This window comes from Candidatus Tiamatella incendiivivens (genome assembly GCA_015522635.1).
Lineage (GTDB): Archaea > Thermoproteota > Thermoprotei_A > Sulfolobales > Acidilobaceae > Tiamatella > Tiamatella incendiivivens.
Genome location: WALW01000010.1, coordinates 16,727 through 36,536, shown reverse-complemented (window position 1 = coordinate 36,536; position 19,810 = coordinate 16,727). Strand labels below are relative to the sequence as shown.

General features: G+C 43.0%; 20 protein-coding genes and 2 tRNA genes. 12 read left to right on the top strand and 10 right to left on the bottom strand.

Annotated features, from left to right (window positions below):
• Nucleotides 1-45: 45 nt before the first annotated feature.
• Nucleotides 46-2,523 (top strand): replication factor C small subunit, encoded by a 2,478-nt coding sequence (locus tag F7B60_02230; GenBank protein MCE4614337.1) that lies wholly within the window; start codon nt 46-48, stop codon nt 2,521-2,523.
• A 6-nt stretch (nt 2,524-2,529) separates the two neighbouring features.
• The gene (locus tag F7B60_02225; GenBank protein MCE4614336.1) at nt 2,530-3,930 is read left to right on the top strand and encodes a replication factor C large subunit; all 1,401 of its coding nucleotides are present in this window, start codon (nt 2,530-2,532) and stop codon (nt 3,928-3,930) included.
• On the opposite strand, the gene moaC is transcribed toward F7B60_02225, so the two are convergent.
• Genes moaC through F7B60_02210 form a run of 3 tightly spaced genes read right to left on the bottom strand, consistent with a single transcriptional unit; the run spans nt 3,914 to nt 5,860 of the window.
• On the bottom strand, nt 3,914-4,354 hold the full coding sequence (moaC, locus tag F7B60_02220) for a cyclic pyranopterin monophosphate synthase MoaC (GenBank protein ID MCE4614335.1): 441 nt from the start codon (nt 4,352-4,354) through the stop codon (nt 3,914-3,916). The genes F7B60_02225 and moaC overlap by 17 nt on opposite strands.
• A gap of 40 nt (nt 4,355-4,394) precedes the next feature.
• Nucleotides 4,395-4,646 (bottom strand): ArsR family transcriptional regulator, encoded by a 252-nt coding sequence (locus F7B60_02215; GenBank protein ID MCE4614334.1) that lies wholly within the window; start codon nt 4,644-4,646, stop codon nt 4,395-4,397.
• A gap of 5 nt (nt 4,647-4,651) precedes the next feature.
• Nucleotides 4,652-5,860: an AAA family ATPase gene (locus F7B60_02210; protein MCE4614333.1), complete on the bottom strand. Its 1,209-nt coding sequence runs from the start codon at nt 5,858-5,860 to the stop codon at nt 4,652-4,654.
• A gap of 161 nt (nt 5,861-6,021) precedes the next feature.
• Between F7B60_02210 and F7B60_02205 the strand changes: the two genes are divergently transcribed.
• Nucleotides 6,022-6,711, top strand: coding sequence for a nucleotidyltransferase family protein (locus F7B60_02205; GenBank protein ID MCE4614332.1), 690 nt, complete (start codon nt 6,022-6,024; stop codon nt 6,709-6,711).
• Nucleotides 6,712-6,728: 17 nt separating this feature from the next.
• Here the strand turns inward: F7B60_02205 and F7B60_02200 are convergent, their stop codons facing one another.
• Nucleotides 6,729-6,998, bottom strand: a complete 270-nt coding sequence (locus tag F7B60_02200) for a transcription elongation factor (protein ID MCE4614331.1) — start codon at nt 6,996-6,998, stop codon at nt 6,729-6,731.
• 176 nt (nt 6,999-7,174) lie between these two features.
• Between F7B60_02200 and F7B60_02195 the strand changes: the two genes are divergently transcribed.
• Genes F7B60_02195 through F7B60_02185 form a run of 3 tightly spaced genes read left to right on the top strand, consistent with a single transcriptional unit; the run spans nt 7,175 to nt 8,986 of the window.
• On the top strand, nt 7,175-7,738 hold the full coding sequence (locus F7B60_02195) for an endonuclease NucS (protein ID MCE4614330.1): 564 nt from the start codon (nt 7,175-7,177) through the stop codon (nt 7,736-7,738).
• 55 nt (nt 7,739-7,793) lie between these two features.
• The gene (locus tag F7B60_02190; GenBank protein ID MCE4614329.1) at nt 7,794-8,561 is read left to right on the top strand and encodes an endonuclease III; all 768 of its coding nucleotides are present in this window, start codon (nt 7,794-7,796) and stop codon (nt 8,559-8,561) included.
• Complete coding sequence (locus tag F7B60_02185; protein MCE4614328.1) at nt 8,489-8,986, top strand: hypothetical protein; 498 nt, start codon at nt 8,489-8,491, stop codon at nt 8,984-8,986. The genes F7B60_02190 and F7B60_02185 overlap by 73 nt, the downstream gene beginning before the upstream one ends.
• Here the strand turns inward: F7B60_02185 and F7B60_02180 are convergent.
• Nucleotides 8,965-9,040, bottom strand: a tRNA-Phe gene (locus tag F7B60_02180). The two genes, F7B60_02185 and F7B60_02180, sit on opposite strands and share 22 nt — an antisense overlap.
• Before the next feature lie 115 nt (nt 9,041-9,155).
• On the opposite strand from F7B60_02180, the gene F7B60_02175 reads away from it, so the two are divergent.
• From F7B60_02175 to F7B60_02165, 3 genes are all read left to right on the top strand, one after another.
• Nucleotides 9,156-10,895 carry a long-chain fatty acid--CoA ligase gene (locus tag F7B60_02175; protein MCE4614327.1) on the top strand — a complete coding sequence of 580 codons (1,740 nt, stop codon included), beginning with the start codon at nt 9,156-9,158 and terminating at the stop codon, nt 10,893-10,895.
• A 151-nt stretch (nt 10,896-11,046) separates the two neighbouring features.
• Nucleotides 11,047-11,850 carry an electron transfer flavoprotein subunit beta/FixA family protein gene (locus F7B60_02170; GenBank protein ID MCE4614326.1) on the top strand — a complete coding sequence of 268 codons (804 nt, stop codon included), beginning with the start codon at nt 11,047-11,049 and terminating at the stop codon, nt 11,848-11,850.
• Between the two features lie 16 nt (nt 11,851-11,866).
• A complete protein-coding gene (locus F7B60_02165; GenBank protein MCE4614325.1) occupies nt 11,867-12,787 on the top strand; it encodes an electron transfer flavoprotein subunit alpha/FixB family protein in 921 nt (306 codons plus the stop codon).
• A 19-nt stretch (nt 12,788-12,806) separates the two neighbouring features.
• On the opposite strand, the gene F7B60_02160 is transcribed toward F7B60_02165, so the two are convergent.
• Together F7B60_02160 and F7B60_02155 are read right to left on the bottom strand one after the other, a co-directional pair.
• The gene (locus F7B60_02160; GenBank protein MCE4614324.1) at nt 12,807-13,793 is read right to left on the bottom strand and encodes a transcription initiation factor IIB; all 987 of its coding nucleotides are present in this window, start codon (nt 13,791-13,793) and stop codon (nt 12,807-12,809) included.
• A gap of 107 nt (nt 13,794-13,900) precedes the next feature.
• Nucleotides 13,901-14,479, bottom strand: coding sequence for a protein disulfide isomerase family protein (locus F7B60_02155; GenBank protein MCE4614323.1), 579 nt, complete (start codon nt 14,477-14,479; stop codon nt 13,901-13,903).
• A gap of 97 nt (nt 14,480-14,576) precedes the next feature.
• Between F7B60_02155 and F7B60_02150 the strand changes: the two genes are divergently transcribed.
• A tRNA-Gln gene (locus tag F7B60_02150) sits at nt 14,577-14,685 on the top strand.
• Nucleotides 14,686-14,827: 142 nt separating this feature from the next.
• A complete protein-coding gene (locus tag F7B60_02145) occupies nt 14,828-15,088 on the top strand; it encodes a DUF504 domain-containing protein (protein MCE4614322.1) in 261 nt (86 codons plus the stop codon).
• Here the strand turns inward: F7B60_02145 and F7B60_02140 are convergent.
• Nucleotides 15,085-17,277: a CDC48 family AAA ATPase gene (locus F7B60_02140; protein MCE4614321.1), complete on the bottom strand. Its 2,193-nt coding sequence runs from the start codon at nt 17,275-17,277 to the stop codon at nt 15,085-15,087. The genes F7B60_02145 and F7B60_02140 overlap by 4 nt on opposite strands.
• A 179-nt stretch (nt 17,278-17,456) precedes the next feature.
• Nucleotides 17,457-18,101: a V-type ATP synthase subunit D gene (locus F7B60_02135; GenBank protein MCE4614320.1), complete on the bottom strand. Its 645-nt coding sequence runs from the start codon at nt 18,099-18,101 to the stop codon at nt 17,457-17,459.
• Between the two features lie 101 nt (nt 18,102-18,202).
• Between F7B60_02135 and F7B60_02130 the strand changes: the two genes are divergently transcribed.
• Entirely contained in the window at nt 18,203-18,388 is a 186-nt protein-coding gene (locus F7B60_02130; protein MCE4614319.1) for a hypothetical protein, read from the top strand.
• A 21-nt stretch (nt 18,389-18,409) separates the two neighbouring features.
• Here the strand turns inward: F7B60_02130 and F7B60_02125 are convergent, their stop codons facing one another.
• On the bottom strand, nt 18,410-19,804 hold the full coding sequence (locus F7B60_02125) for a V-type ATP synthase subunit B (protein MCE4614318.1): 1,395 nt from the start codon (nt 19,802-19,804) through the stop codon (nt 18,410-18,412).
• Nucleotides 19,805-19,810 lie beyond the last annotated feature (6 nt).

The following is a 19,810-nucleotide window of genomic DNA, read 5'->3' as shown; positions in this document are numbered from 1 at the left end:
GTTACCTATAATACCCCAGTACTAACAAATAATGGGCCGAGAAAGATAGGAGAAATAATTGAGGAAATAATACAATCCAGGAAAGTTAAGGGGGAAGAGGTCTTTGAAGAGGCAAATGTGTCTATCTATTCTCTCAGTAAGAATGGGAGGATAATTCCAGCTAAAACATCTCATATCTATAGAGGAAAAACAAACTTTATAGTGAAAATAGAGCTTTCAAGTGGAAGAAAAATAGAAGTTACACTGAGACACCCTCTCTTGGTGATGAATAGGTATGGTAGGATAGATTGGAAGCTACCTCCCGGGATCGATAAAGATATGAAGATAGCGGTTCCTAGGACTATCAATATAAGTGAAAGCATCATAGAAGAAAAGGAAGTACTTTTAGCAGAATTAACAGGTTACATATTGGCTAACGGTGACGTATATATAAATACAATGGATAATAGCTCATATGTTACTTTCCATAATAGCGGCCACACCCTGCGCTCAAGAGTAAAATTATTGTTCCAGTTAATCTATGGAACAGATGCGAGGGAGGAATTTCCGATAGGAAGAACCCTTAGAATTAGGGTGAATAAGAGAAATATTGTGGAAGATATTACGGGGAAGAGCGATGTTCGTGGAAGAAAAGCCGGGGGAGCCGGGATTCCTCCATTTGTGTGGAAATCAAAGAAAACACTTGCGGCATTTTTACGTGCTTATACGGATGCAGGTGGAACTATTGATAAAACCGGTGTTATTATTAACACTTCGAGTAAAGCTGTGGCATTAGATCTGCTGTATGCATTTAATATATTAGGTGTAATTGCAAGGCTTGAAGAAGAAAGAACCGAAAATAACGTATATTACAATATAATCGTACCTGGAGAAAAACAGTTAAACACTTTTATAAACAACATAGGTCTTATACATCCAAAGAAGAAGCCAGTTATAATGAGTCTCTTGAAAAACCGTGAAACCATGGATGGTGTTGATACTGTTTACATCCCACATAGCTTGAGGAGAGTTATACCGAAACTAAGTAAGCATCTATCAAGGGATCTTACAAAAGCAGAAAAGAGGCTGCTCCTAGAAGAAGAAAGAATTGGAGTAGAAACATTCAATAATTTAGCAGCAAAAATCATCCCAGATCTTCAAAGATTATTAATGGATATAGAGCAGAGGCTAGAGGTACTAAGAAATCCGCTTGAACCCCTGACGAATCAAATCATAGGAGAACTCGACACACTAAAAGTTTCAATGGGAAGAAGATTCAGAGTGTTTGAGTATAAGAATGAGCAAGGGATACCGCGTTTAAATACAGTAATTAAGCTGATCAATAATCTTGACTCTGTCAATTCGTTGAATAAGTACAGGGCCGTTTTAGACGGCTCCATTCGAAAATATCTAAGCTATGAGTATGTAGGGAGACGGCTCTATCCGTTTGGTTCATCGGTAAAAACCATGTTAAAAGATAACATCAGAGCAGATAGGATTAGGAAATTAGACCAACTAAGACAAGTTGTTTACGATGGGCTTCTTATACTGTACAAAGAAATAGCAGAAGCACTCTATGATACTAATAATATTTTACAGCTCGATGTATTCTGGGATGATATTAAATCAATTAAAACCGTCGAAGAAGAAACCGTAGTGTATGATTTAACTGTGCCAGAGCTAGGGAATTTCATTGGAGGTTATGGACCAGTAATATTGCATAATACAACAGCGGCACATGCGCTTGCCCATGATCTATATGGGGAAGATTATAGGACTTATTTCTTGGAGTTGAATGCATCGGATGAGAGGGGAATTGATATTATTAGAAGCAAGGTTAAGGAGTTTGCGAGGAGTAGGACACCGCCAGGGATACCGTTTAGGATAGTTTTATTGGATGAAGCTGATAATATGACTAGTGATGCACAACAGGCTCTGAGAAGGCTTATGGAGCTTTATACGGTTTCGACTAGGTTTATACTCATAGCGAACTATCCTTCCAGGATTATTGACCCTATTCAGAGTCGCTGCGCGTTGTTCAGGTTTACACCGCTTAGCAAGGAAGATGTGGTTTCCAGGCTTGCATATATATTGGAGAATGAGGGTATAGAGTATGATGAAGATGCATTAGAAAGTATATTCGACATATCAGAGGGGGACATGAGGAAGGCTATAAATGTGCTTCAAGCAGCTGCTTCTCTTGGGAAGGTAACGGTTTCAATGGTTTACAAAGTAGTTGGCCTTGCCCATCCTGTTGAAATAAGAGAGATGGTTCAAACAGCTCTGAAGGGAGACTTCGACCTTGCCAGGTCGAAGCTTAGGAAGCTTATGATAGAATACGGGTTGGCAGGTACTGACGTCTTGAAGCAAATTCACCGGGAGTTGTTTGGAAATAAAATACAGGTACCTGAGGAATACAGGATACTAATAGCTGACTATCTGGGAGAGATTCATTTCAGGGTAGTCGAGGGATCAGATGACGATATTCAGCTCACAGCATTCATAGCATGGTTGTCTATGCTAGGGCGTAAATTGGGGGAGTAATAAGCGGTGGCTAAAAGAATTCCCTGGATCATCAAGTATCGCCCGCGTAGGGTTGAAGAGGTAATTAACCAAGACCAGGCTAAGAAAGTTCTTATCCCATGGATCGATGAATGGGCTGAAGGCCGTATACCGCCCAAGAGAGGAGTGCTCCTATGGGGACCGCCCGGTGTCGGTAAAACCAGTCTCGTTGAAGCACTAGCTAGGAGTTATGATTTCGAAGTAGTCGAGCTGAATGCTAGTGATTTCAGGAGGAAACAGGATGTGGAAAGAATAGTGGGGGCAGCAGCAACTAGGAGAAGCCTGTTCAAGAAGGGGTATATTATACTCCTAGATGAGGTTGATGGTATAGCCGGTAGAGAGGATTACGGTGGGGTTGAAGCTATAAACAGGATTATCGAATATACTAGGAACCCCATAGTTATGACTGCAAATAATCCTTGGCAGGATAAGCTTAGACCGCTTCGTGATAAAGTCCTATTGATACAGTTCAAACCACTCGGTAAGAGGGATATAATCAGGATTCTGAAAAAGATCTGTAGTATAGAGAAATTAGAGTGTGAAGATCAGGCATTATCATATATAGCTGATAAGGCTGGAGGAGATCTGAGAGCAGCTATAAATGACCTGCAAAACGTTGGAGAAGGGTATGGGAAAGCTACATTAGATCTTGTAGCTGCACTTGTTAGGGAGAGATACAAGAGTATAGACATCTTCAAGACATTGATGAGAATATTCTATGCTAGATACGCTTGGGTAGCGAAGAACGCTGTTACGAGCAGTGAAGAGGATTATGAGACCGTTATGGCTTGGATTAATGATAACATGTCGCGTAAATTCGGTGATCCGCGAGATCTTTATAGAGGGTTTGACTCTCTATCAAGGGCTGACATCATGCTTTCTCGAGCCAAGTTCAAAGTATTCTGGGAACTCCTCTCATACGTATTCGACTATATAGGCCCGGGTGTCGCTTTCGCAAGAAAGTATGGACCGCTTAAAAAAGACAGGTTTGGATACCCTGATAAGATAAAGTTGATGGGTAGGAGTAAGGAAGCTAGAGAGAGGAGGGAAAACCTGGCTAGGCTGATAGGTCACCGGGTTCTTGAGTCCAGGAGGAGGGTTAAGTCTGAAGTCCTGCCCTATCTTACCGTAATATTTAGGTATAGTCAAGACCCTAGTATACCTGCTAGGCTTGCTTTAGGCTTGGAGTTAGAGGATAAGATGGTTGACTTCCTAGCTGGAAGCCGTAGCCGTGAGATTAAGGAGGTAATGGAGTCACTGAGATATAGCAAGGAAGCTAGTAAGGAGGCCGTGCAAACTTTAACGACAGAGAAGGCTTCTACGAGTAGGAGAAGATCTAGTAAGAAAAGGAAATCAGGTAAGGATGCTAAATTCAAGCCTTTATTCTAGATTTGACTTTCTCCTCCACCCTGACCTGTTCTATGAAAGTCTCGGGGTAGTTACCTGACTCGTCTTTCTCGTATTTCTTTACCATGTCCCATATAGTGAGTAGAGAAGCCATGACGCCGGTTAATGCATCCATTTCAACACCCGTTTTCCATGTTGTTCTCACTCTAACTGTAGCTTTAATCCTATCCTCTCCTACCACGTTGAACATTACAGTTATTCCTGTATAGGGTATGGGATGGCAATGCGGGATGATCTGAGGAGTATTCTTAACTGCTAGTAGGCCTGCTACTCTCGCTGTAGTGAGCACGTCTCCCTTTTCTATTTCCCCCTTAAGTATTTTGGAGACTGTAGCAGGCTTCAGCCTGATTACTCCGGAAGCAGTAGCCTCCCTGTAGACTTCGGGTTTCTCTGTAACATCTATCATTCCATTTGTTTTACTCAAGACTTCTTACACCGGTTATAGTTTATTCCTCGAGGAGCATTTTAAGCATGGAAATCTTCGGGTTTTGATAGTTAATTTCGATAACCCTGAGCCGTCCGTACCTCCTCTCTGCGATGAGGTTTTCCTCCTTTAATTCAGAGATGTATTTCGATACGAGTTTGTGGGTTAACCCTGATTCCCTAATCAACGTGTTTATGTTTGTCGCCCCATACTTCAATAGTATCTTAATAATCCTTATCCTTCCCCTGCTCGAGAGAACGTCTTCGATGCCCATTATTATCAAACCAGGTGTAACTCTTTTTCTAGTAGCATCTTAAGAGGACTAACAGGGATATCTGGTGATATCCTGATAAGCGTTGTCCTCCCCCTCATGCCTTTCCCCGAAAGGCTTGTTTGTAGTAGGCCTTTGAATGATAGTTCCTTGATATACTCGAATAACTGGCTGTGAACCCTTGGCTTCTCATTCAACCATTCACATACTGTTTTGTACTCCTCTTCTAATACGCCCATAGTAATCCAGTCACCCTCCGTCTTGAGGCTTAGGAGTGAGAGAGCGTAGAGCAGTATTTTCTGGTGCAATCCCAAGCTCTCCACACTGTATTCCGAGATCTTGAATGTCCCCACCATGGACAAGGCTTCTCTAACATATTCCTCTCTAATCAAGTCGTCTCCTTTGGTTTCGGTTGCTTCAACAGCCTGGCGTGCGACGTTAATCGCTGTCCTAGCGTTACCTTCCCCGCTTTTATCGTATCCCAAGTAGTCTGTGATCATCTCTACTAGTGCTGGAGGGAACATAACAGGGTCCACTAAGCCTCTCTCAATTCTATCATATAATATGTCATACAGCTCATATGATTTGTAAGGCTGTAAGCCTACTTCTAAGCCAACCATTGACCTGAGTTGCCCAGGCATTTTACCCCATTCGATCATGTCGAAAACAACTAGTAGGGGATAAATCCTATACGCATCCACTACACCTTCAAAGATTTCCGTGTATCTAAAGAATAAGTATATCAATTGCTCTTCATTGAAGCCTCTTCTTTTGAGTATAGACTGTATCTCATCTATTGTCAGCATTACATAGTAATCCTTGCTCAACGTATCGTCTAGAATGGCCTTCATTAGTTCAATGGGACTACTGCCCCTGGGTTTGATTCCTTTAATGCCCAGTTGGTTTATTATAGAAGTTAGTATCTGATTCACACCAGTCATAGAATAAACGTTGACATACACTGGTCTTATCCTATACCCGTTCCTAGCAGCTAACTCCGATATTCTTTTAGCAGTTAATTTTGCCAGAGTAGTTTTTCCTATACCTGATCTGCCTCGCACTGTACCATATATTACAGCTATTCGAGAGAATTCTCCGGGAGACTCAGTCATGTACCTATAGAAGTCAACTAACCTGCTGAGCTTCTCCTCCCTATTCACAAGGTTTGGCGGTATGTATGATTCTGTGAAGACCATGTAGTCCTTAAAGAGCCTCAATAATTACACCACCCTATTATATGAAAGTTTCCCAGCTGACTGAAAGTAATAAAGGCTAGTATTATTTACATATAACGGGACAATATAACTTCACTAAGAGACCTATCCAATACTTATTATGATATAATTGAAACTAATAATATAGAAACGGTGAAACAGCCATGGTTATGGCGGCTATTCTAGCCGGAGGATACGGTAAACGGCTCAGACCGATAACGGAAACCATACCTAAACCATTAGTAGAAGTAGCAGGCAAACCCATACTCGAACACCAAATTGAATGGCTTAGGAATCACGGAGTTACAAACATAGTTTTACTCGTCGGATATCAGAAGGAAAAAATAATTGAGAGAATAGGTAGTGGGAACAGGCTTGGAATAAGAGCTACCTATGTAATAGAGGAGGAACCCAGAGGTACAGCTGGCGCTTTAAAAAACGCTGAACACATCCTGAAATCGGAAGAACTATTCCTCGTACTAAACGGTGACATCATAACAAACCTAGACCCTAAACCTCTCATGAACAAGGTGAGAGAAAAGAAAGTATATGCAGCACTAGCAGCCGTCCCGCTTAGAAGCCCGTATGGAATACTCGACATTGAAGGCGATCTAATAAAGAAGTTCATAGAGAAACCATACATACCTGACTACTGGATTAATGGAGGAGTATATGTTATGACACCCAACGTATTCGACTACCTCCCAGAGCTGGGAGATGTTGAAAGACGCGGCTTCCCCGAATTAGCGTATGAAGGTGCCCTGGCCACAGTAAGGTATGAGGGAATCTTCTGGAAAAGCATAGATACCCATAAAGACATAGAAGAAGCAAGCAAGGAACTTAGTAAACTATAAATAGTAACGGGGGTTTTTCAGTATTCATCAGCTAACTGGTCAAGCACCTGCTCATAATACTCCTCTATCTCTTGTTGAATCTCTTCTCTACTCCTCATTATAGCCGTGTTCTCAGCTACTGACTTTGTTGAAACAACCTTCTTTTTCTTATCAGCCCTCTCAACAATCTTCATAGACTCACCCTTCTTCACAGGCTCCATGTAACCACATCTAGTACACTGGTAATACAGCTTCCCTTCTTTCCTGACAACCACCATTACTGAGCCGCACTTCGGGCAAAACTTCAATTCATTCACCTCGAAGGCATTATACCTTCATTCATTTTTGTACCTATCTCCATTTGTTTTGGTTAATATATAAGCATTGTCATATCATATCCCATGTAAACAGGTGATAGTAGCTGCCCCAGAACATATCCCATCATAGAAGGGAAAAAGCCAGCATCAGGACAGCCGTAAAACTATTGGAGTCGAAAGGCTACACTATAGAAGACACGAATCTAAGAATAGAGAGAAACGGTAGGGAAATAGGGGAAGTAGACATACTGGCGAGGGATGGGAAAGGAGGTTGCTGGGCTGTAGAAGTAAAATCCGGCTATGCCGATATTAACGGTGTCAGGCAAGCATACGTCAACTCGAGAATAACCGGTTGTAAACCACTCTTAGTTGCTAGAAGCTATTCCAACGATGAAGTACTAGAACTAGCGGAACAATTGGGTGTCGAACTAGTATTCCTAGATGACATGTTCACTGTAGATCCTATTGAGCTGAAAGTCTTCATGGAAGAATCTGTGGAAACGGTATTCACAGACTATATCTCATTAAGGAACTGCATCCGTGAAATAACACCCAAAGCCGAGTTCTATCTAAGACTCCTAGCATCTGGCCAGAGGAAATTAAACTACGAATACACTGATAAACTCCTAGAGGAAATGCCTTGCCTAAGGAAATACATGAAGGACAGAAGGGTTTCAGGTATTATAGCAAGATATATAATCGATATGCTAAATTGCTCACAGGTTAAATAGTATATTTATACAACAGTAGAAATAAGAGAAAAGGCTAGATTATAGGAGGATGGCTTTGAAAAGTATTAGTGACAACAATAAAGAATGCTTTAAACCCGAAGGTTTCACTGGGCATAAAGTCATTGAACTCTTAGGTAAATCAGGACTTGAGATAAGAGAAGACGAATTTGTCAGCCTAGTATCCAAAAAACTCAATGGAAACCCGTTCGCCCTATTAGTAGCTGTAATATTAAGCCAAAATACAACAGACAAAGCTGCAATATATGCATATACAAGGCTTCACAAACTCCTCAGAGGAAATATCACGCCAAAACGAGTGATCGAGCTAGGACCTGAGCTGATCGAGCTGCCTATACGCCCTGCGGGATTATCCAGTCAAAAATCAAAATGGATAGTTGAAGTAGCCAAATGTATCCAAGAACTAGGGGGCGAAAAAATACTAGTAGAACTGCCACCGGAGGAGCTGAGGAGGATACTTAAAAAGATGCCTGGAATAGGCAAGAAGACGCTGGATGTTTTCCTGTCCCAAATGAGAAGGGAAAAAGTCTTCGCTGTTGATACCCACGCAAAAAGAATATCCCAGCGATGGTGTTTAACAAAGTCTAATAACTACAAGAAAATAAGCAGGGCACTCACCGAGTTCTTCGAAGGAGAGGATCTAGTAAGAGCACATAAACTTGTTATAGCCTTAGGTAGGAAATGGTGTACTGCGAGGAATCCGAAATGCAAGGAGTGCCCCCTGAGAGAAATATGCCCCTACGCTGCCCAGCACTCATTATCCACCACCAAGCTGGAAAAGAGTATTGGGCAGAGCAAGAAGTAGGCGACATCCTGTTTCCATATGACATTAACGTAAGCATAGAAAGAACCCCTTACAGAGGAGTTCTCCTAGTTTATACAAAGGTTGATCCATCTAGAGCCTATAGGTTAGTAGAAAATGAAATTCTGACAAGCATTGATAAAGTCATACCAGTCTCAGACTGCTATCTGTTAGAAGAGCCTGACGAAATCCCCAAGTTTATAGAGAAGTTTGTGAAGGCTATCCTAAACGGAGATTGCGTTAACTTGTTGATATCCTTGAGAGGATCTTTGAAACACCTGGAGAAAACAGTGATTTCTATAGTACGTAAATACTTGAGTACCTATAGAAAATGCCGGAGTATTCTGTACATAGAATCTATAGATAAATTGCTTTTAATCGGATTTGTAGAAGACAGCGCTGGAAATGGTGCCGCCGCGGGGAGTTGAACCCCGGACCGCCCGGTCTTCAGCCGGGCGCTCTCCCAGCTGAGCTACGGCGGCAAGGCATCCAGGATAACTCTATTCCAACCCCAGTTTATAACGGTTATTCCATTTATACTCCTATGACATACAAAACGATTCTAGGCTTTATAATATCAAGCGAGAGGTGCATGTATTGAGTGAGAAAGCTGCAAAGGGTTACCTTGAGAAACCCTGGATAAAGAATTACGATCCAGATGTTCCGCCGGAGATAGAGATCCCGGAAATACCGCTTTACCAGTTCCTAGTAGATTCCGCCCAAAAATATCCAAGCCATAGGGCAATGATTTTCTACGGTGGAAAAACCAGCTCCCTTCTTAGGAGAGACTTAAGTTACAGTGAACTCTTTGATAAAGCAAAGAGATTCGCGTCTTTCCTAGAAAATAAACGTGTCGAGAAGGGGGATGTTGTACTCTTAATGTTGCCTAACTCGCCTCAGTTCGCTATCGCTTACTATGGCACACTAATTGCCGGGGCAACTGTTTCACCGATGAATGTGCTTTACACACCAAGAGAAATAGAGCATCAGGCGAGGAAAACAAAAGCTAGAGTAATGGTAGCCCTGGACATTTTTAAGAACAAAATAGATACCGCAGGCATTAATGTAGAAACTATAATATATACAGGATTAGATGATTTCCTACCTGGGCTAGGTGGTTTTCTTTACAGGGTAAAGATGAGGAAGGAAATACCGAAAATACGGAGAGAAAATGGAATAGCCTTCCTGAAAGACGTTTTCAAAGGATTTAAGCCCATTGAAAAACTCTCAGAAGTTGACCCGAAAAAAGACATCGCAGCATTAATGTTCACCGGCGGAACAACTGGTTTACCGAAGCCCGCTATGCTCTCACACTTCAACTTGGTATCTAACGCTTACCAAGTAGACTCATGGTATAAGAGGGGAAACAAGGCTAGAGACATTATGATGGGGGTTCTCCCATGGTTCCATATATATGGACAGAGCGCCGTGTTGAACTCGGCGATGCTTAGGGCTGCAACCATTTTGGTCTATCCTAAGTGGGATGTTATAGAGGTAATGAAGGGAATAGATAAGCATAAGCCTAATTTATTCCATGGAGTTCCATTGATGTATCAAGTTATAGTTAATCATCCTATGGTAAAGGAGTTTAATCTAGGCAGCCTCGAAGCCTGTATCAGTGGAGCGGCACCTTTACCAGTCGCGGTTGCAGAGAAGTTTGAGGAGCTGACGGGAGCCAAATTACGGGAAGGCTATGGTTTAACGGAGACAAGCCCTGTTACACACGTCAACCCGATAATGGGTAAGGCAAAGCATGGTAGTATAGGATTACCTGTCCCTAATGCAATAGCAGCCGTTGCAGATATAGAAGAACCCGAAATCCTGCCTCCAGGCAAGGAGGGGGAACTTGTCATAGCCGGGCCACAAGTAATGCTCGGTTATAAAGATATGCCTGAAGAAAATGATTCTGCCTTCTTTGAATGCTGTGAATACAAGTGGGTTAGAACAGGAGATATAGCGAAGATGGATGATGAAGGCTACTTCTATATTGTAGACAGGAAGAAGGACCTCATAAAATACAAGGGGTATAGTATCTTCCCGCGAGAGGTAGAGGAAGTCTTATATAGGCATCCTTGTGTGAAAGAAGCAGCAGTCATAGGAGCACCGCACAAAGAATGGTTCGAATATGTAAAGGCTTTCGTAGTACTCAAAGACGAGTGTAAAGGCAAGGTAAAGCCCGGAGAAATTATAGAGTTCGCTAAGAAGGGCCTTGCGGACTACAAGGTTCCTAAAGTGGTGGAATTCAGAGATGACCTCCCTAAAACTGCTGTAGGTAAAATTCTGAGAAGAATGCTAAGAGACGAAGAGCTCCGTAAAATGAGTAATGCAGAAAGCTAAACAAACAACATTCCCCTCATATTCTTCACCAATCACTTGTAATTCACTGAATCTCCTATTTCTAGACTACAAAATGTAAACAAGCATTATAAACCAGTGGGAACCACCCTATTCCACGGCTATAGCTATATAAAGTAGAGAGGTGTAGTCATTGGCGGAAATTGTAGTATTATTGAAACCAGCCCTGAATCCGGGGATGATAAAAGCAGACGTCCAGGGAACCCTCCTCGTAGACTCCATACCTCTAAAACTCAGTGACATCGATAGAAACGCAGTACAAGTAGCCAGTGATATCAAGTCAACTATTGGTGCAGACAAGATCATTGGAATAGCGGTACTAACATGGGGGCCTGTTGCTAAGAGAATGAAAGACGCTGAGAGCAGTCTAAGAGAAGCTCTTGCAATGGGAGTGGATGAAGCCCATATACTAGCAGATGACAAGCTAATCCCAGGAGACCCCACTACCACAGCTACTACACTAAAAGCCCTCCTAGACAAGCTAGGAATAAACCCGAAGCTCATACTTGCCGGTGAAGCCACTGTAGACGGGTTCACCGGACAGGTACCTGGAAGACTAGCAGCGCTACTGGGATTACCTTACATAAGCTTTGCAAAGAAAATAGAGATAAGCGGTGACAAAATAACCGCTGAAAGAGACCTAGAAGATTTCATGGAAAAAGTCGAAGCCAACCTACCTGCAGTTGTAAGCGTTACAAGAGAAATAAACACTCCAAGGCTCCCTACCCTGATACAAATAAGAAGAGCGTTCAAGAAACCGTTGACAAAATACACGTTAGGTGACTTAGGGCTAGATATATCAAGCATATCAAGCATCCTAGAAGCTAGAGTACTAGCAGTACAAAGGAAGCAGACGATAATAGAGGGCGACAACCCCGAGGAGATAGCAGACAAGCTCCTAGAAGCCCTCGTTAATGAGGGAGCAATCAAGCTTTAATGAGGTGAGGAGGAAGATGAAGATTCTCGTATTCGCGATTAATGAAAAAGATATACCCGAAGCCATCGGTGCAGCTTCAACCCTAGGCGGAGAAGTATATGTAGCCGGGGCAGGTAGTGCAATCAATATATTACCCGAAGTATCCAAAGGCGCTAAGAAAGCCTTTAGCATCAAAACAGACAAGCCGGAACCACTCGCTAAGGCATTTGAAAAAGTCTACGACAAGGTGAACCCTGACCTAGTGATTACTATAACTGCAAAGAACATTAGAGACGCTATCTCAAGGTTGGCGGCCAAGAAGAATATCCCATTCGTAGTAGATGCATTAACCTTCTCAGTTGAAGAAGCTAAGATAACTATCGAGAGAGGCATACTAAGCGGTAGAGCAGTAGCCAAGATATCGCTCCCACTGCCCAGTATTGTGAGCCTACCGCCTAGGAAATTCAAACCAGCAACACTGGGAGACCAAGCTGTTGAAATAGAAGATGTTGCCGTCGAGGAAGAAGGCAAGGTAAAAGTAATTGAAAGAAAGCCTAAGGAGAAGGGTGGAGTTAACCTAGAGGAGGCGGAGGTAATTGTAAGCGCAGGCAGAGGATTTAGGAGCAAGGAAGACTTGAAACTAGCCTTCGAACTAGCCGATCTTCTCGGCGCTCAAATAGGCTGTAGCAGGCCAGTAGCAGCTGATCTACAGTGGTTAAGTGAAGAACACTGGGTAGGCCTCAGCGGTAAGAAGGTAGCTCCGAAAGTCTACTTCGCAATAGGTATAAGCGGAGCTCCACAGCATCTTGCAGGTATAATTGACGCTAAAATAGTGGTTGCCATAAACAAGGATAAAAGCGCTCCAATATTCAAGAACGCTGATTACGGCGTTGTTGCCGATCTGTACCAATTCCTGCCTGTGCTGATGGAAAGGATAAAAGCGAAGAAAAGCGCCTAAATCCTTTTACCATGAAAAATTAATTTGTTTTTGAAGCACTCGCTTCAGCTTTCTTCTTTTTACTGGAATCGTCTTCAAGATCTATAGAAATATGCAACTCGTGTGCCAATTCCTTATATCTGTTCCTAACAGTTACTTCCGTAACTCCAGCTATTTTAGCGACCTCTTTCTGGGTCTTCTTTATTCCCAGCATGAGTGCTGCTAAATAAACAGCAGCGGCTGCCAATCCACCAGGGTCTTTACCTGCTGTTAGTCCTCTTTTCTTTGCTATTTCAAGGAATTTGCTCGCCTGAACTATGGCCTCATCCGGTAGACCGAGTGCTCCGGCTATTCTCGCAACAAAGGTCTTGGAATCTATTACCGGCACACGAAGGCTTAAGTCTCGGACTATTAGCCTATAACATCTAGCGATCTCCCTCCTACTACCCCTAACTTTCTGAGCTATCTCATCTAGCATATGGGGTAGTCTGTGAATCCTACATGCTGCATATAAGCTTGCAGCTATAACGCTCTCTATGCTCCTACCCCGTACCAATCCTTTATTCACAGCCATATGGTATATCTTAGCTGCTTCTTCTTGGACGTGTCTTGGCACACCTAGTTGTTTTGCCAGTTTATCCAATTCCTGCATTGCTTGCTGGAGATTCCTGTCAATGCTTGTCTGTACTTTGCTTCTACTCTGCCATTTCCTTATTTTAATAGCATCAAGCCTTTTCCTACCTGTTAGCCTTCTCCCCGCAGCATCCCTATTCTTATAATCCACTATAGCTGAAACTCCTAGGTCATGCATTGTATAAGTTAGAGGAACTCCTACCCTGCTTCTCCTCTCGCTTTCCTCTTGATTATAAGCTCTCCAATCCGGGCCTGTATCAATTATCTGCTCCTCGATAACCTCTCCCGTAAGCAAACAGATCTTCTCCCCTCTCACCGGGTCAAAGTATATCTGATCAGGGGGGCAATCATGATGACTATTACGTTTCTCCTCCCTACGTTCTTTCCTCGCCACCGCATTCACCCATCCATATATAAGGCTTCCTCCATTAAATAATAGAGAAAACCTTATATACGGGAAGAAGGAATAGGAGTTGTGCTATTTAAACTTTTCCATCATCATTATCTGCTCGGAGTATAATTCGAGAGGTAATCCAGCAAATCCTTATATGTAAAACCAACAGGATCACCTGGAACTAGCATTCGGATACCGGTAATACTCTTCCCACTAGCCTTAGCTATAACCATAGTAGGTGACACCCTTACACCCATATTGGTGAAGAGCAGCTGAGCATCCTGGCTCGTACATGCCGTTGTGAACCAGTCGCATACTACCTTAACCATATAATACCTTGATGAAAGGGAGGAAGTTTCGACTAGTTGACACCAGGTAGGGTCGAAATCCCTACAATGAGGGCATTGATTATTATAGAATAACATTATTATCGGCTTATCCTTTAACTCTGCTATTTTGCCCAGACTCGTCTTCGTTATACCTTTAGAAGTATAAATGTATACCCCATCATCAAGCATTATTTGATCACCCTTACAAGAAAGATTCCCCTGAGTCTGAGTTACCTGAGTTGTTGTAGAAGTTTCTCCACCTGCACCGTTATTACTTTGCTGAAGATAGTATACAGCACCACCGAGAATTACTATGAAGAGAATTATAATTACTATGAGACCGTTTTTCGACGTCAATCCAGGATAACACCCCTCTTAGAATCCGAAGAATAAATATATCCTACATAGGTTAATATGAAATACTAATAATATGGGAAGCCACCGGCCGGTGGAGAGCCGGGTCGTCTAGCGGCCAAGGATGCGGGGCTTTGGACAGCAGGCTTGTACCGGGGCCTGCTGGGAGAACCCCCGTGACCGGGGTTCGAATCCCCGCCCGGCTACCATCTTCATACAAAAATCTATACATCTAGAATACCACAATAAATCCTGGGGAGGGACGCGACAATCCCGGGATCAGCCCGTATTGTACGAGGTATGACCGAGAGGCTCTACCCCTCCCCACAGTATCGATAGTGGTGTGTTGCTTTGGGGAGAAGCGTTTTGTATGATAAGTTGAGATGGCTCTTACATGAGAGGCCTAATGGAATTGTTATAGGCTATATCCATAGAACAAGGGATGTTTCTGGCTCCATGATTAAGGAGATCCCTCTAGAGCGTATCGTTTCAGCTGATAACTGGGCGTTGAGTTTGGATGACGAGTGGACTGTTATACCGTTACATAGGATAGTCTACATAAAGGATCGTGAAGGCAAGGTTATCTATGAAAAAGGAATGAAGGAAGCTTAGCCTCCTAGAGTCATTCTCTTATATTCCTTCGCGAGTTTCATATACTTCTCTATGTCTTCTCTAGTTATGCTCGGCGGTATCTTCTTTAACGCCTCTTCGAAATGCTTCATCTCCACTGGTCCTAATTCAAGCTTCTCCCTTAACTTTATCATAGCTGCTTCGCGGCAAACCGCTTCTATATCAGCTCCCGTATATCCTTCCGTCATCTCTGCAAGCTTGTCGAAGTCAACGTCCTTTCCTAGAGGCATGCTCCTAGTGTGTATTTCGAATATCTCCTTCCTAGCCTCCTTATCCGGCGGCGGTACATATATTACCCTATCAAATCTTCCAGGCCTCAGCAGAGCTGGATCCATTATATCAGGCCTATTGGTCGCTCCCATCACTACTACCTTGTTTAACGGCACAATTCCATCCATCTCTGTTAGTATCTGGTTAACTATTCTGTCTGTTACTCCGCTGTCATGCCTTAATCCTCTAGCTGGAGCTATCGAGTCTACCTCGTCGAAGAACACTATCGTTGGAGCGGCTTGCCTTGCCCTCTCAAATATTTTCCTAATAGCCTTCTCGCTTTCACCAACCCATTTACTGAGTATTTCAGGGCCACGGACTGCAATGAAGTTTGCACCGCTCTCAGTGGCAGCAGCCTTGGCTAGTAAAGTCTTTCCCGTTCCAGGAGGGCCAAATAGCATTACACCTTTCGGCGGCCTTATACCCATCTTCTCGAATATTTCGCCGTATTTAATAGGCCATTCTACAGCTTCCCTGACTTCTTGCTTTACCTCGTCTAATCCACCGATATCATCCCATTTAACTTGGGGAACCTCTATGTATATCTCCCTGATTAGGGTAGGCCTTATCAGCTTCATAGCTTCGAGGAAATCCGTCATTGTAACCGTAATGTTCTTCAGCATGTTAGCCGGAAGCTCTTTTGCCTGGTATAAGTCTACCTTGCCCTCCCTTATGAACCTCCGTAAAGCACTCATGGCAGCTTCTTTGGCGAGAGCTGCAAGATCAGCGCCTGTGTAGCCGTGAGTCAGTTCTGCTAGCTTCTCTAAATTTACATCATCGTAGAGCGGCATGTTTCTAGTGTGAACTTGCAATATTAGCATTCTAGCCCTCTTGTCTGGAGGTCTTATCTCTATTTCCCTGTCGAACCTACCCGGCCTTCTAAGGGCAGGGTCTAAAGCATCTGGCCTATTTGTGGCACCGATAACTATGACCTTCCCTCTTTCCTTCATACCATCCATAAGCGTGAGAAGCTGAGATACTACCCTCTTCTCGACCTCACCTGTCACTTCCTCTCTTTTAGGCGCTATCGCATCTATCTCATCGATGAATATTATGCTCGGAGCATTCTCCTCCGCCTCCTTGAATATCTCCCTAAGCCTCTGTTCACTTTCTCCATAGAACTTACTCATAATCTCGGGTCCATTAATCATTACAAAGTATGCTCCTATCTCGTTTGCAAGAGCCTTTGCTAATAATGTTTTACCTGTCCCAGGCGGGCCGTAAAGTAGTACACCCTTAGGCGGTTCTATACCCAGATGCTTGAATAGCTCCGGGTGTTTCATTGGTAACTCCACGATCTCCCTTATCTTCTCCTTAGCCTCCTCCAGGTCACCTATATCTTCCCAAGTGACCTTCGGAACTCCCCTTGCTTTCTCAAGTTCTGCTTCTTTCAACGGTTTTTCTCTAATAGCAACCTCGGTATCATCGGTAATATAGACATAGTGGCTTGGCTGTGTCGATACTACTACTAAGGGCAATCCCTCGAAGACCGGGATTACTATAGTCTCACCGCGTCCCACTGGCTTCATTTTAAGTATATTCTTAACGTAGTCAACAAAGTCCCTTCCGAATCTTATAGGTTCTAGCGGAGCGAGAACTATTTTCTTCGCGGGCTCTACGTTTTCGGCTTTCTTAACGTTAACATAGTCTCCGATGCTTGCTCCTGTAGCACTTCTTATGTAACCGTCTATCCTGATTATATCCTTCTGCGTCTCACCGCCATGCAGAGGCCAAACAGTAGCGACAGCTATTGCTTTGGGTCCTTCTATCTCTATGAAATCGCCTGTTTCTAGTCCTAGTAATTTCATTACATTTCTACCTATTCTAGCAATCTTCCTACCCACGTCTCTTTGATCGGCTTCTCTAACCCTTAATCTGACTTCCTTGTCTGATTGAGCCATTTCCTACCACCTCAGAATATATTTAGTGTAGCCATTTGATATATATAAATATTTTCTATAAAATCATTGAAGATTGTATAAAACTTTACATTAACAGGTTTTTAATGAGGCAACACTATTCGATAGCGGAATACTTGAACTATAAGGGAGGAGAAGGCTTAGCAGAGTAAGAAAGTATTCTAAGAAGCAGCCTCTTCTCTCCTCTCCAACTTCCTTTTCAACAGTTTGAGCCTAATGAACTCCTCTCTCATACGCTCCTCTAGAACCATGTTAATGAACTTAGTAACCTTCTCATAGCTTGGAAGTATAACGTAATCTATCGCGTTTATAAGCCTCTGGGTTTCCTTCAATTCCTTAATCAACAGCCTAAGAGCTTCTTCCAGCTCAGCCAGCTTCATCAAGTTAGGCATAATTGACTTCATCATTTCCAGCGAATCCACTAAATAAGGACTCGTACCAGGGGAATACCTGAGATTGGGGTATGTTGATTCGTCAATCTCGTAGCTAGGAACCTTGACGGCAAAAAGGACTTTCTCAAACTTCTTAACCATAAGATCCGGCTTAACGTTTCCAGCCATTCTCTGAACAGACGAGAACCCCTCGTCAGCAACACCAAGGTAAAAATTGTCATAGAACTCGGTAAGCGATTTCGCCACATCATTGTAGTATTTCTCGTAGTCAGAAATAGCCTGCCTAATATATAGGAGTAGAACCTCTCTTTTCTCCTCCATAACCATCCTTACTTTCCTTATAACCTTCTCCTCTCTCTTTAACCGTATGAGGTTAATCTTCGTCGGCAAAACTTTCCTAGCATCCAAAGCCATATTGCCACACCTATTCTTGTTACCGGACTCCCGTTGGATCTAGCTGGATAATCTAAATTATATATTTTACAATAAATCCCATCTAGAATAGTGTGAGTAATATGGGCAAACTAAGGATAGGATTGCTAGTTACAGTAGTATTATACTTGTTATACACCTGGATATTATTTAAACCGCCTAGGAAAGGATGGGATTTACTTACCATTAAAATATCTATGTGGCTGTCAGCTACTCTCCTAGCTATCGTATTGTTCGCAGGTTACTGGGTATTATTCAAAGAGGAATAAAGATGTTAGTTATAAAGGGGGTTATTTTGACTTATATGCAGGATGGTACTTCTTGATATGCTTGTCTCTAATGTTGGTTAACTCAGCTTCAGGCAATATAGATAATATTTCCCAAGCCAGATCAAGCGTTTGCTCTATGCTCCTGTTCTCCCTTGGATCCTGGGCAAGGAATTTATGTTCGAATAGATCAGCGTATTTGAGGTACAATCTATCTACATTGCTAAGACTTTCCTCTCCTACAACAGTTGCAAGACTCCTCAGTTCTACTGCCCTAGAGTAAGCCGCATATAGCTGGTTGCTTATGTCACTATGGTCTTCTCTTGTTTTATCGGCGCCTATCCCCTCCTTCATCAACCTTGATAAGCTCATTAGAACGTTTATCGGCGGATATATCCCCCTATTATGTAGGTTTCTATCAAGCACTATCTGGCCTTCCGTAATATATCCAGTGAGGTCTGGTATAGGGTGTGTGATGTCATCGTTGGGCATTGTTAGAATGGGCATTTGCGTTATACTGCCTTTCTTGCCGTGCACTCTTCCAGCTCTCTCATAAATACTGGCAAGATCACTATACATGTAACCAGGATATCCCTGTCTTCCAGGCACCTCTTCCCTAGCAGAACTAATTTCACGGAGAGCTTCAGCGTAGTTGGTCATGTCCGTTAATATGACGAGGACGTGCATGTCTCTCTCGTATGCTAAGTATTCAGCTAATGTTAATGCAGCACGAGGTGTTACAAGCCTGATCATAGCAGGTTCGTCGGCTAGGTTCATGAACATTGCAACTCTGTTTAATGCACCTGTCTCCTCGAAGAAGTTTTTAAAGAATAATGCATCATCATATTTTATTCCAATAGCTGAGAAGACTACTGCGAACTCTTCCTGTTCTCCTCTTACAGTTGACTGCCTAGCTATTTGTGCCGCAAGGATATTGTGAGGTAAACCGCTTCCCGAGAATATAGGTAGCTTCTGCCCTCTGACAAGAGTGTTCATGCCATCTATTGCACTTACACCTGTCTGTATAAAATCTTCCGGGTAAGCTCTCTGGGATGGATTAAGAGGTTCTCCGTTAATATCCCTCTTCTCCTCAGCTAGTATAGGCGGGCGACCGTCTATAGGTTCCCCTAGACCATTGAATATTCTCCCCAGCATATCTTCGCTTACCGGGATCTCGAGAGGCCTACCGAGGAATCTAACTTTAGTCCCTGTACTCGTTATTCCAGTCGTTCCCTCGAAGACTTGAACAACAGCTATTCCATGTGAAACATCTAGGACACGGCCTCTCCTCCTCTCTCCGGAAGCCAGTTCTACTTCTACGATTTCGTCGTACGCTACCCTTGATACTCCTTCAACAACTAGTAGTGGGCCTTTTATTTCCTTTATCCTATGGTACTCCCTTACTCCTATGGCTGCCATTTCCTT